The 12,143-nt window shown below is 66.4% G+C and carries 11 protein-coding genes; 5 read left to right on the plus strand and 6 right to left on the minus strand.

Annotated elements, in window-relative coordinates; all coding sequences use genetic code 11:
- Positions 1-105 precede the first annotated feature (105 nt).
- The 6 genes from PV772_RS20645 to PV772_RS20670 all read right to left on the minus strand — a co-directional run bounded on the left by PV772_RS20645 (position 106) and on the right by PV772_RS20670 (position 6,084).
- Positions 106-453, minus strand: coding sequence for a DUF202 domain-containing protein (locus tag PV772_RS20645; RefSeq protein WP_141182890.1), 348 nt, complete (start codon positions 451-453; stop codon positions 106-108).
- A gap of 3 nt (positions 454-456) precedes the next feature.
- On the minus strand, positions 457-846 hold the full coding sequence (locus PV772_RS20650; protein ID WP_347887397.1) for a DUF202 domain-containing protein: 390 nt from the start codon (positions 844-846) through the stop codon (positions 457-459).
- Between the two features lie 99 nt (positions 847-945).
- Entirely contained in the window at positions 946-2,346 is a 1,401-nt protein-coding gene (locus tag PV772_RS20655; RefSeq protein WP_347887398.1) for an MFS transporter, read from the minus strand.
- A 54-nt stretch (positions 2,347-2,400) separates the two neighbouring features.
- Entirely contained in the window at positions 2,401-3,696 is a 1,296-nt protein-coding gene (locus PV772_RS20660) for an MFS transporter (protein ID WP_347887399.1), read from the minus strand.
- A 51-nt stretch (positions 3,697-3,747) separates the two neighbouring features.
- Complete coding sequence (locus PV772_RS20665; RefSeq protein WP_347887400.1) at positions 3,748-4,674, minus strand: MBL fold metallo-hydrolase; 927 nt, start codon at positions 4,672-4,674, stop codon at positions 3,748-3,750.
- A 30-nt stretch (positions 4,675-4,704) separates the two neighbouring features.
- Positions 4,705-6,084: an aldehyde dehydrogenase family protein gene (locus PV772_RS20670; protein ID WP_347887401.1), complete on the minus strand. Its 1,380-nt coding sequence runs from the start codon at positions 6,082-6,084 to the stop codon at positions 4,705-4,707.
- Positions 6,085-6,244: 160 nt separating this feature from the next.
- Between PV772_RS20670 and PV772_RS20675 the strand changes: the two genes are divergently transcribed.
- The 5 genes from PV772_RS20675 to PV772_RS20695 all read left to right on the plus strand — a co-directional run bounded on the left by PV772_RS20675 (position 6,245) and on the right by PV772_RS20695 (position 12,001).
- Positions 6,245-7,045 carry an SDR family oxidoreductase gene (locus PV772_RS20675; protein ID WP_141182895.1) on the plus strand — a complete coding sequence of 267 codons (801 nt, stop codon included), beginning with the start codon at positions 6,245-6,247 and terminating at the stop codon, positions 7,043-7,045.
- Positions 7,046-7,196: 151 nt separating this feature from the next.
- Entirely contained in the window at positions 7,197-8,036 is an 840-nt protein-coding gene (locus tag PV772_RS20680) for an IclR family transcriptional regulator (RefSeq protein ID WP_347887402.1), read from the plus strand.
- A 161-nt stretch (positions 8,037-8,197) separates the two neighbouring features.
- Positions 8,198-9,163 carry a PDR/VanB family oxidoreductase gene (locus tag PV772_RS20685; RefSeq protein ID WP_347887403.1) on the plus strand — a complete coding sequence of 322 codons (966 nt, stop codon included), beginning with the start codon at positions 8,198-8,200 and terminating at the stop codon, positions 9,161-9,163.
- A gap of 45 nt (positions 9,164-9,208) precedes the next feature.
- A complete protein-coding gene (locus tag PV772_RS20690; protein WP_347887404.1) occupies positions 9,209-10,408 on the plus strand; it encodes a cytochrome P450 in 1,200 nt (399 codons plus the stop codon).
- Positions 10,409-10,624: 216 nt separating this feature from the next.
- The gene (locus tag PV772_RS20695) at positions 10,625-12,001 is read left to right on the plus strand and encodes an MFS transporter (protein WP_347887405.1); all 1,377 of its coding nucleotides are present in this window, start codon (positions 10,625-10,627) and stop codon (positions 11,999-12,001) included.
- Positions 12,002-12,143: the final 142 nt, after the last annotated feature.

The following is a 12,143-nucleotide window of genomic DNA, read 5'->3' on the forward strand; positions in this document are numbered from 1 at the left end:
TCACGGACCCTCATTTCGGTCAGACTCCAACTGGGTGAAACCAGCAACCCATCCTGAACGGACGGCTTGGTTGATGATGCGGATTCCAGCGACGAGCCTCAAAGGTCACTGCTGGACAGGGAGGAACAGTACGGTCCAGATCCCTAGGGCAGCAAGGACCACGACGCTTGCCGAGACGGCGGCGATCGAAGTGATGCAAGGCGGAATCGATTCATGTCGAATGCCGTTGATGGCGCGGTGAAAGCGCGGCTTGCGGGTGAGGTTGATAGCTGTGGCGGTGATGACGCATGCCCCTACCAGCGGCGCCGTGAACCAGCCGTGGTGTGTTGTCCAACGCAGGAAGACGGCGCCCGCAACTGCCAAGGACAGCATCGTGCGACCCCACGCCATGTCTGTGCGTTCCGGCTGGAGTCCGGGATCTCCATGGACTGGCGTTTCAGCTCGTGAAGGCATGGATTAGACGAGCACGACAGCCGTCATGGTGGCGGCGACGACGCCCCCGCCAATTGCCAGGACCGGAGCGATCCATGGGAGTGGGATTGGGGCTTTGCGGCGTATGGCGCGTTCTACATTAAGCCAGCGGAAGAATGAGCCGCCTCCGATGAGGAGCGCGAGAACGAGAAGCAGGACGGCGAGCCCTTTGCGAAGTCTCGGGTCGAATAGATCGGCCATGAAGGCTTCAACGGCGACGCCACCGGCGAGCAATGCCAAGGAGGTCCTAATCCATGCAAGGAACGTGCGTTCGTTGGCTAAGGTGAAGCGCGGGTCCGGTTCTTGGCCGCCGCCCAATATTCGGCTGGATATGCCAGTTCTTCCACCATCACTGCGTGAGCTGGGATTATCCATGGGATGGCTTCCTTCCGTGTACACGATTTGTCGTGTAGCTAAGGCAGCCAGCGGAGGCCGCGCTTGCCGCCTCCGCTGGCGGCCGTTCGAGAGTTAGTTCTAGGCCTTAGTGACTACCGCTCTGGCTTCCTCAGCTTCGGCTGCAGGGGCCGCCCCGAGTGAAAAACCAGCGGCTGAGTCAAGGCCGAGCCGGCGGCGGTCACGCTGCTGGTTGACGAAGAGTAGTGCCAGGATACCGAAGGTCAGCATGAGGCCGCCGGCCAGGGCGAATGCCGCGCGGTAGCCATCTGCCGGGGTGGCTGCACCGCCAATAAGGAATCCTGATACGGCGGGGGCAAACACGCCGCCCGTGGTGAGGACGGCGTTGGCAATGGAGAGGTTGGCTCCGCGCTGGCCGATGGTGGTCAGTTCCGCGACCACAAGGTACGTGATGGCGAAGAGCGCCGGTGCGGTACCAAAGCCGAAGACCATCAGGGCGATTGACAGGGCCGGCGAGGTAGTCATAGTCGCTCCGAGTAGGCAGGCCCCGGCGAAGGCGCCAGCGCCGCCGAGGACCCAGCCACGGGCCTTCCTGGTGGGAACGCCCTTGAGGTGCAGGCGCTGGGTAAGTGCGCTAAGGCCAACGGTGGCGACGGTTCCCCAGGCCGCGGGCAGGGCGATCATGGTGCCGGACTGCTGGCCGCTGAAGCCCAGGACGTTCTGGAAGTAGGCGGGTCCCCAGGACATGGCGAGTGTGAAGGTCCAGTAGCCGAAGAAGGAGGCCAGGACCGCGAAGATCCAACTGGGGGACAGGATGGTGCGCCAGTAGCGGATCTTGGTTTCGCTGATCACCGGAGTTTCCTCCCGAGCGATGCCGTCAAGTTCCTGTTCAGCTTTCCGGCTGGTATAGGGACCCTCCTTGCCAGCGATGGCCCAGAAGACGGACCACAGCAGGCCCACGATGGCCAGCACGGCGAAGGCGGTCTGCCAGCCGAATTGTCCAATGACCCAGGCCAGGACCGGGGCGAACGCCACAATGCCCAAAGTCACGCCGGATGACGCCAGCGCAGCGGGTGTGGCCCCCTTCTTCTCGGGGAACCACTTGTAGATCCCATGCATCAGGACCGGTGCCAGCGGGCCCTCGCCGGCGCCGAGGAGCAGGCGGCTTGCCCAGAGCGCGGGCAGCGAGGCGAAGAGCAGGATGGGAACCTGCGCCACGGACCATAGCAGGCACAGGACCAGCAGGATCCACTTGCTGGATACCTTGTTGGCGATGGGGGCGGCAACGATCTGGGCCACACCAAAGGTCAGGAACATGGCGCTGCCCACCAAGCCAAACTGCTCGGGCGTGATGCCCAGCTGCTTCATCAGGGGAACGGCCGCGATGCCCAGGACTGCCTTGTCAGCCCAGCTGAGCATCATGAGGAAAAGCAGGCCGAACGTCATGAACCAGCCGTAGCGGTTACGCTTGGCCCGGGACCAGGTGCGGGGATCGCGGGAGGCCGCGGAGCCCGGCGTCATAAGCGGAGTTTTAGACACGGTTTGCCCAATCGTTGAAGGGGAGTCTTTGCCGGTTCACCGGCGTTTCCTTGACTGTAGGCTCGTGTGACCGGCCTTACATTTGGGTTTTCCGTTGGCCGGAAAGTCACTTTTGGCGGCCTGTCTCAGGAGCGCCAGCAGGCCCATCCCCAAGCAGCTCAAGGCACACGTCAGCCACCAGGTGGTGCCCCAGCCGCGGGTAGTGGTGGCGAGCAGGGCGAACAACATGGGCCCCGCAAAGTTTCCCACATTGAAGATCTGCTGCGTCAGCCCCAGCACGGCAGTGACGGAGCCATCTGCGGGTGCGATGCGCACGGAGTAGCTGGTCACCGCCGCCGGTATGAGGCCCCCGACGGCGGAAAACGCGGCGATCAGGACAACCTGGATAAAGATGCCGTTGCCGAAGCGGTCCCAGTTCACGGCGAACGTGGCCACGGAAGCGGCGGACATCGACAGGAAGGTCCAGAAAATGATGCTCCGCTCAGAAATTCCCCGCTGGATCAGCGGACCGGCACTGAGGGCACCGATGGCGTTGACGCCACCGACCAGGGCGCTGAGGAGACCGGGCCACGGGCCGTCGAGCCCCGCTGAGCGGTAGATCGAGGGCAGGAAGCCAAGCACCGCCATCCACTGCGCCGTGTAGCAGGCGAACACCACGCCAATGATCCAGGGCCTGCGGGTGGCAACGGTGCGCCCCACCCTGCGTAGAGCGGGCCGGAGTCCGGCCTCGGCTGGAGCCGCGTCCTTCGGCACCCGGCGCAGCAGCAGCGGCACCGGGAGAAGCGTGAGAGCCGCCATAATCAGCCACCATTGCCGCCAGCCAGCAGCCTGCAGGAACAGCGCACCCGCGGAAAGGCCGATCAGCGTAGCAGTGCCCTGGAACGTGGCCCAGCTTGCCAGCGCAATGTTCAGCCGCTGCGGCGGGGCCACTTTGCGGATGAGGGCGGGTGCCACCACCACGGCCAGCAGGAAGCCGACGCCCTCCAGGGTGCGTGTTGCCATAAGCCATTCGGTGCTGGGGGCGGCCGCACCCACGGCGGACGCGCCGCTCAGCAGGACAAGACCGAGGATCAGGAGTCGGCGCAGGCCGGCCATCTCACCGCCCACAGCCGTGGCCAGGCCGCCAACCACGCTGGCCAGCTGGATGATGCCCAGCAGCAGCCCGGCTTGGATCAGCGAGGTGCCAAGATCCGCCTGGATGCCGGCCAGGGCGGCGGGAAGCTTCCAGATGTGCATGGCCGCTGCGATACCGGCCGCGAGGACCGCAAGCCACGCCCTGTCCGTCGTCGCGTCGGCGTCATCAACGGGTGTGGTGTGCGACGGCAGAGCCAAGAGTTGTCCTTGCTGAGTTTGTGGCAGGCGACCCGGGATCGGGTTCTCTGCTCAGGTAGAAGCCAGGACGGGGCTGCCGATGCGGAAACGCTGGCCGCTGACGGCGACGTCCACGGTGCCGGCAAAGGTTGAGGCAGCACGGCTGCGCCACCACTGCGGTTCCGCCCGCCCGGCCAGGTGGGAGAGCACAAGCCGGTCCACCCCCGCCGCGGAGGCTACACGGCCGGCGGCCTCAGGTGGCGTGTGGGCGATCCGCTGGTGGTTAAGGAACTCCGGCGCGAACCCCTTGTCCGCATAGAAGTCCAGGTTGACCGCTTCATGCACCAGGACGTCCGCACCCTCGGCGAGCACAACCATGGCCTCGCATTCGGCGGTATCGCCGGAGAATACGACAGAACCGGCGTCGGTCTCGAAGCGGAACGCCAAGGCGGGCCGCACCGGCGGGTGCTCCACCAGGATGCCGGTGACCTTGACCCTGTCATCCTCGTAGACGTCGAAGGGGCGGGCCGCGTCCTCGGAGCCGTGCGCGGGGGTGGCCAGGTCCACGGTGCGCACCAGTGACGCAAGGTCCGGGCGGGCCTCGTCATGGACCCGGATGTCAATGTCGTAGGAGAAGGCCTGCAGCGAGTGGGACACCAGTTCGGCGGTGCCGGACAGGCCGCCGCCACCCGTCCGGGTGGCATCCTTGCCGGGGCCAACAACTGATACCGGCCGCGTGAAGCCCTCCACCGGATTCCCCCAGTTCCACAGCAGGAAGCCGGGAAGTTCCACCACATGGTCCGAATGCAGGTGCGTGACGAAGCCGGCCACAAAATCCTTGCCCCGGAGCCCCGCCTCATGTGCCGCGCGGGAGCAGCCGAGGCCAAAGTCCACCATGTAGAAGGCATCACCCACCACCAGTGCGCTGGAGATGCCGTTTTCAGGTCCGCGGATGGCCGGGCCGGCGGCGGTGCCAAGAGTGATCAGTTCGACGCTCACAGGGAAGTCCTTCTGCAGGGTGTGCGGGGGTCAGGCGTGCGGGCGGGCATTGATGACACGGGTTTCCAGGTATTCCTCCAGGCCCCAGCGGCCGCGCTCGCGGCCCACGCCGGAGGCCTTCCAGCCGCCGAACGGGGCGTCCGGTTCCACCACGGTGTGCTGGTTGACCCAGACCGTTCCTGCATCAATGCGGGAGGCAGTGGCGTAGGCCCGCTCCTGGTCCTGGCTCCACACCGATGCGCCGAGGCCGAATTCGCCGGCGTTCAGTCCCGCGATGGTGTCGTCGAGGCTGTCGTAGGCCACGATGGGCAGCGCCGCCCCGAACTGTTCCTGCTCCACCAGGTCCATGCCGGGTTCGGCGTCGATCACTACGGTGGGGGAGAGGAAGTAGCCCGGCAGGTCGCAGTCGGCGGTGCCCCCGGAGAGGATGCGGGCACCGGCGCCCACGGCGGAATCCACCAGGCCGTGGACCAGCTTGAGCTGGGACTCGTTGTGCATCGGGCCCATGGTGGTGCCATCAGCAATGCCGTGGCCCAGCACATGGCGGGCTGCCTCGGCGGCAATGGCCTCAGCAAGTTCCGCACTGCGGCTGCGCGGGACATAGACGCGCTTGACCGCCATGCAGACTTGGCCGGCGTTGCGGAAGGCGCTGCCCACAATGCCGCGGGCGGTGACTGCGATGTCCGCATCGTCCAGCACGATGGCAGGATCATTCCCGCCCAGTTCCATGGTGACGCGCTTGACCGTTGAGGCGGCCTGCTGCGCGATGGAGATGCCCACCTCCGTGGAACCGGTGAAGGAGATCTTGCGGATGCCCGGCGAGGTGCTCAAAGCAACGTTCACAGTCCGCCGCGAACTGGTCCGGACCTGCAGCACACCGGCGGGGAGGGCCTCGTTGAGCAGGTTCACCAGGGCAATCGTGGACAGGGGAGTGGATGGTGAGGGCTTGGCGACCACGGTGCAGCCGGCCACCAAAGCGGGGGCAAGTTTCACACAGAGCAGCGAGATGGGGAAGTTCCAGGGCGTGATGGTGCCAACGATGCCCACGGGCCGGTACTGGACCTCCAGGCTGCGGTCCGCGCGCGGGCTCAGCTGCTGTTCCGAGTCCCATTCCAGGTCGGCGTAGTACTCGAACAGCCCTGCGGCCACGGAGAATTCGCCGGCGGCCTCGGCCTTCGGTTTGCCCTGTTCCCGGGAGAGCAGGGTGGCCAGCGCGTCCAGGTCACGGCGGATCAGGGCCGCGCCTGCCAGCAGGGAATTGCGGCGGGCCTTCCGGTCCGCGGCCCAGCCGGCCGACGCCGCACGGGCGGCTGCCACCGCAGCCTCGACGTCCTGCGCGGTGTTTTCCGGAGCATGTCCAACGAGTTCAAGGGTGGCCGGGTCGTGGACCTCATACTGGGTTGCCGTCATGGTTTTGTCCTTTCGGCCGGGAGGGAAATTCTTATCCCAGTGTCATGGCACCCGTCACTTCCCGGGGTGACCTTTCCGTCCAACGGAAAGTTTCCCTCAATCGCCCGGTCCCGCTTGCCACTATGGAGTGAAGCACGCCACGCACTAACGAGGAGTCTGCATGTCCCACGAGCAACTGCCCATCGTACTCACCGGGGTCTCCTCCGGAATCGGGGCACGTACCGCCCGCATCCTCGCCGCCCGCGGCATCCCGCTGATCGGCATCGACCGCAACCCACCCACTGAGTTCAGCGGCACATTTGTCCAAGCGGACCTCTCGAGCCAGGCCGGCATCGACGCCGCAGCGGCAGCAGTCACCGCCGCAGCGCCGCACGGCATCGCGGGCCTGGCGAACATCGCCGGCGTTCCTGGGACGGCCCCGTGGCGGACCGTGCTGGCGGTGAACGTATTCGGCGTCCGCGGGCTGGTCCGGGCGCTTGCGCCCTTGCTCGGCGAGGGCGGCGCCGTGGTGAACCTGGCCTCCAACGTTGCCGTGAACTGGCGGGAGGTCAAGGCAAAGTGCTCCGCTTTCGCGCTCGCCGAAGACCAAGCTGCCGCCTTGGAGTCCATTGCCGGCGACGACGGGGTGACGGGTGAGTCCTACCTCTTCTCCAAACAGTGCGTCCGGGTCCTCACCGAGCACCTGGCCGCCGAACTGCTGCCGCAGCGGATCCGGGTCAACAGCGTCAGCCCGGGACCCGTGGCCACTCCCATCCTCGAGGACTTCAAGAAAGACCACGGCCGCGACAAGGTGGAGGGCGCCGGTGCACTGCTGGGCCGCTTCGGCGACCCGGACGATATTGCCCCCGTCATCGACTTCCTGCTCCGCCCCGAATCGGGCTGGGTGAACGGCTCGGACATCCGCGTGGACGGCGGCCTGGGCGCCTACCGCGGCTCCGGCCTCGCCGCAGTACCCAAGTGAACCTTCTCCGCCCATGGAGGATGTGCCTACAGCAGGACGCCGTCACCTCGCCTGGCGTCCTGGGAGGCGCCGGCGTCGGGCGTTAAAATGGCAGGATGCAGCACCGCGCCACGGACGGCGCCGTGTCCTCCAGCGCGCAGAAGGGTGACCCATGGCTAACGCTGCCCCGGCAGGCCGGACCACCCGGCGCACGGGTCCGACGGCCGCGCCAAAGCGTCCAGCCGGCGACGACGGTGCTGCCGCACACCAGGCGGCCAGCGTCACGTCGCGCGCCCTGGCGCTGTTGGGCACTTTCGATACCGAGCATTCCGTTCAAAGCCTCAGTTCCATGGCCCGGAGGGCAGGGCTCCCGGTGGCCACCGCACACCGCCTGGCCGGTGATTTGGTGGCGTGGGGCGGCCTCGAGAAGGCGAACGGCGAATACCGTGTAGGCCAGCGGATATGGCGGCTGGGCCTGCTGGCACCCGCGCAGCAGAACATCGCCGAAGTGGCTGCACCTTTTATGCAGGACGTTCTCTTCGTCACCCACAACGTGGTGAACCTGTTCATTCTGGACGGCGAGGAGGTCCTGCTGGTGGAGCGGATGTCCGGCACCGGTGCCGGCCAGCCGTTCCGGCGCGTGGGCGCCCGCCTGCCCCTGCACGCAAGCGCCGCGGGCAAAATCATGCTCGCTTATGGAGCCAATGACCTCTTTTCCTCCGCTGTCCAGCGGCTGGAGCCGCATACGCCGCGGACCATCACCCAACCCGGGCTGCTGGCTGCCGAGATCGAGCGGGTCCGTGCCAACGGCTACGCCACCACTGAGGAGGAAGCCGGCCCGGACAACTACGGCCTGGCCGTTCCGGTTTTCCTGCCGAACAAGCAGGTGGTGGCCGCGCTGGGCATCGTCACCCGGGGGCGCCCGGCCCCGGTGGGCAGTGTGGTTCCGGTGCTCAACATTGCCGCCCGGGGAATCGCCCGGCGGCTGGGCGTGGAGCATCTGCCGCAGTAGGCCAGATCTTTGCAGTTGCCCGGGCGCGAATCTTTCCGTTGGGTGGAAAGCCTTCCCCCGCCTGTGGCGTGGAACACCTAACCTCAACTTAGACCAATGAGGCCGGGCTACCGGCCATAGCCTGCCCGGCAGGCGAGCCATTCCACAGGAAGTGAACCCCCATGAGTGCATCTGCAGGAGCCACTATCGACGCCGTGGTGGACCAGGTGGACGTTGTGGCGGACCAGGTGGTTTCCCTGGTCCTGCGACGGGCTGATGGCCAGCCGTTCCAGCCCTGGCAGCCCGGCGCTCACATCGATGTCCACGTAGGCGATGGCCTTATTCGCCAGTACTCCCTGTGTTCCTCGCCTGACGAACTGGACCACCTGCGCATCGGTGTGCTGCACGTGCCGGATTCCCGTGGCGGATCAAAAGCAGTGCACGCCCTGTTGGCGGGCACGCCCCTGACCATTTCCGAACCCCGCAACAACTTTCCGCTGCGCGAGTCGCGGCGCTACCTCTTTATCGCCGGCGGCATTGGCATCACCCCGCTCATTCCCATGCTGGAAGCGGCCCAGGCTGCAGGCAAGGAATGGACCCTGATCTACGGCGGCCGGAGCCGGAACACCATGGCCTTCGCGCAGCAGCTGGAGGACCTGTACGGGACTGACCGGATCAGGATCATCGCCGAGGACGAAGCCGGCCGGCTCGACCTGGACCAGATTCTTGGCATGCCGCGGGCGCACATGCTGGTGTACGCGTGCGGACCCGGCGGCCTGCTCGGCGCGGTGGAGGAACGCTGCATGGGCTGGCCGCCGGGCGCCCTGCACACGGAGCGTTTCGTCGCCTCCACACTGGGTGCCGCCGCCGCCAACGCCCCGTTCGAGGTGGAGCTGGCCCGGACCGGGACCACCGTCACCGTGCCGAATGACAAGACCATCCTCGAAGCGGTGGAGGAAGTGGGCGTGCGCGTCCTGTCCTCCTGCCGCGGCGGCCTGTGCGGCACTTGCGAAACCCAGATCATTGCGGGTGAGCCGGAACACCGGGACGCAGTGCTCACCCAGGAGGACCGGGATGCGGGCGAAATCATGCTGGTCTGCGTCTCGCGGGCCGCCGCGGGATGTTCGCGGCTCGTCCTGGACCTCTAGCCACAACCTCTTCCCTGCCAAGTTCCGTCCCCAGGAGTGTTTCCCATGACCGTTACCACCCACGACGCCAATGTGTTGGACGAGGATCCGTTCGACACCGCAAACCTCCTGGACCCCTATCCGTTCCTGGGCCGGCTCCGCGACGCCGGAGCCGTGTCCTACTTGGAGAGTACGGGCAGCTACGCCGTGGCCGGGTACCAGGAGGTCTACGAGGTCCTGACCGACTTCGAAACCTATATCTCCTCCGGCGGCCTGGGCCCGCGGGACATCCGCAAGGACTCTGGCTGGCGTCCGCCGAGCATCCTGGAATCGGACCCGCCCATTCACACCGTCATGCGCCGCGCCCTGACCGGCGTCATTAACCCCGGCACGGTGCGTGCCCTCCGCGAGCCGTTCACGCCGCCTGCCGTGGAGCTGACGGAGCAGCTTGCCCGCCGCAACCGGTTCGACGCCATTACGGACCTCGCCGAAAAGTACCCCCTCCGTGTCTTCCCCGACGCGGTTGGGATTCCCGACGTCGGACGTGAACACCTGCTGCCGTACGGCAACATGGTGTTCAACGCGTTCGGTCCGGAGAACTACATCTTCAAGCAGGCTTTCGCACAGGGCGACGAGCACGCCGCCGCGGTGATGCGGAACTGCCAACGCGAAAACCTGGACGACACCGGGTTCGGCGCCCAGATCTGGAAGCGCGTGGAGGACGGGCTGATCACCGAGCAGCAAGCCACGCTCCTGGTCCGCGCCCTGCTGTCCGCCGGCGTGGACACCACCATCTTCGGCATCGGCAACACGCTCTCCGTGCTGGCGCGCTACCCGGAAGCCTGGGCCCAGCTGCGGGAAAACCCGAAGATGGCGAAGTTTGCCGTGGATGAGGCGCTGCGCCTGGAATCGCCGTTCCAAAAGTTCCACCGGACCGTCGCGGTGGACACCGTCCTGGGCGGAGTACATATCCCTGCCGGGGCCAAGGTCCTGGTGTTCCTCGGCGCCGCGAACCGTGACCCGCGCAAGTGGGGTGAGAACGCTGATGACTTCGATCTCAACCGCAATGCATCGGGCCACGTCGCGTTCGGGATGGGCCTGCACCAGTGTGTGGGGCAGCCGATCGCCCGGCTCGAAATGGAAATTGTGCTGCAGCAGCTGCTGGAGCGGGTGGCCACCATCGAACCTGCCGGCGCCCCGGTGCCCATCCTGCACAACGTGCTCCGCGGGTTTGAGTCCCTCCCGGTGCGCGTCACGGCCGCATAGGCAGGACCTTCCGGGAGGCCGGGTGCCTCCCGGGGGATGTCTCCTTCCCCGGATAGCGCTTGCCCGTTGACGTAACGCACGTCACCTTCTATATTGGATGAATCGATTCAAGAGCTGTCGCCCGATCCCCTCTCCGGCGGATTGCGGCGCGGACACCGCCTCAGCTGCCACCAGCGGTCCGGTTCCTTGCCAATGAAGACGAAGGACATAAGCACCATGAGCACCACCCCAACCCGCGTCGTACATGCTGGCCAGGAAGGCGGAACCGGTCCCCGGGACCCGCGGAAAGCGGCGATGAGCGGCTGGATTGGAAGTGCCCTTGAGTACTACGATTTCGCGCTGTATTCGCTGGCCGCCACGCTCATCTTTCCCACCATCTTCTTCCCCGCAGAGAACCCGACCGTTGGGATCATTGCTTCCCTTGCTACCTATGCGGTGGGCTACGTCTCCCGCCCGGTAGGCGCCGTCGTCCTGGGGGCCTACGGGGACCGGCACGGTCGCAAGAAGGTGCTCGTCTTCGCCATGCTGCTCATGGGCTTCGCGACTTTCGCCGTCGGGCTCCTGCCAACATACGGGACGGTGGGCCTCCTCGCCCCGGCCTTGCTGGTGATCCTCCGCCTGATCCAGGGCTTCGCGGTGGCCGGCGAACTGGGCGGTGCCAGCGCGATGATCGTCGAACACTCGCCGGATGCCCGGCGCGGATTCTTCGCCAGCTTCAGCCTCCAGGGCACGCAGGTGGGGTCAATCCTGGCCACCGCCGTCCTGCTGCCGCTCGCCGCCCTCCTCCCGGCTGACCAGTTCGGTGCCTGGGGCTGGCGCATCCCATTCCTGCTCAGCGCCGTCGTCATTTTCGCCGGCTACCTCATCCGCCGCCGGGTGACCGAACCCCCTGCGTACGCCGCGCAGTCCGGGCCGGCCCAGGCGCGGCAGCGCTTTCCGCTGGCCGAGCTCCTGCGCACCCGGCCGGGCGCACTGCTCCGCTGCATCCTGATGACCTTCACCAACGTCATCGGCATGGCCACCCTGATCTTCGGCGTCTCCTTTGCCACCCAGAAGGGCTACGGCAACGGCTTCTCCAGCAGCGAGTTCCTGTGGGTGACGCTGGTGGCCAATATCGCGGCAGTGGCCACCATTCCGGTGTTCGGCGCACTGTCCGACAGGATTGGCCGGCGGATGCTGATGGCGGCCGGAGGCGTTATCGGTGGCGTGCTGGTGACCGGATACCTCTGGGCCATCGAGCAGGGGAGCCTGCCGCTGGTCTTCGTCTGCGTGGTGATCGTGCAGGTCATCTTTTTCCAGATGTGGAACGCAACCTTCGCCACGTTCTTCCAGGAGCAGTTCCCAATGCGGATCAGGGTCACCGGCTTCGCGGTGTCGCAGAACATCGGACTCATGATTGCGTCGTTCTTCCCGAGCATCTTCACGGCGATCGCCCCTCCTGGCTCCGCCAACATCCCGCTGACCATCGGGCTGGCCACGCTCGGCATCTGCCTGGTCTCGGCCGTGGCCACCCTGATGTCCTCCGATACCCGGGGCACCACCCTGGAGGACCTCGAGGGACGGAAGGCCGGGCGGACCGCGGAGCCCGCTTAGTCCCGATAGGAAACGAAGAAGGGGCAGCGCTTGCTGCCCCTTCTTCGTGTGCCTGCACGCGGCCCCGCTAGCTGTATTGACCTGAGAGGTTGATGACGCGGCTGGCCGGTGTCTTACCTTTGAGTGCAGTGTGGGCTCGATG

Source organism: Pseudarthrobacter sp. CC12 (assembly GCF_039907755.1).
GTDB lineage: Bacteria > Actinomycetota > Actinomycetes > Actinomycetales > Micrococcaceae > Arthrobacter > Arthrobacter niigatensis.

Excerpts from the sequence above, each read along its gene's own strand:
- PV772_RS20645 (WP_141182890.1), bottom strand. The coding sequence starts at position 453 with ATGCCTTCACGAGCTGAAACGCCAGTCCATGGAGATCCCGGACTCCAG.
- PV772_RS20650 (WP_347887397.1), bottom strand. The coding sequence starts at position 846 with ATGGATAATCCCAGCTCACGCAGTGATGGTGGAAGAACTGGCATATCC.
- PV772_RS20655 (WP_347887398.1), bottom strand. The coding sequence starts at position 2,346 with ATGACGCCGGGCTCCGCGGCCTCCCGCGATCCCCGCACCTGGTCCCGG.
- PV772_RS20670 (WP_347887401.1), bottom strand. The coding sequence starts at position 6,084 with ATGACGGCAACCCAGTATGAGGTCCACGACCCGGCCACCCTTGAACTC.
- PV772_RS20675 (WP_141182895.1), top strand. The coding sequence starts at position 6,245 with ATGTCCCACGAGCAACTGCCCATCGTACTCACCGGGGTCTCCTCCGGA.
- PV772_RS20680 (WP_347887402.1), top strand. The coding sequence starts at position 7,197 with ATGGCTAACGCTGCCCCGGCAGGCCGGACCACCCGGCGCACGGGTCCG.
- PV772_RS20685 (WP_347887403.1), top strand. The coding sequence starts at position 8,198 with ATGAGTGCATCTGCAGGAGCCACTATCGACGCCGTGGTGGACCAGGTG.
- PV772_RS20690 (WP_347887404.1), top strand. The coding sequence starts at position 9,209 with ATGACCGTTACCACCCACGACGCCAATGTGTTGGACGAGGATCCGTTC.
- PV772_RS20695 (WP_347887405.1), top strand. The coding sequence starts at position 10,625 with ATGAGCACCACCCCAACCCGCGTCGTACATGCTGGCCAGGAAGGCGGA.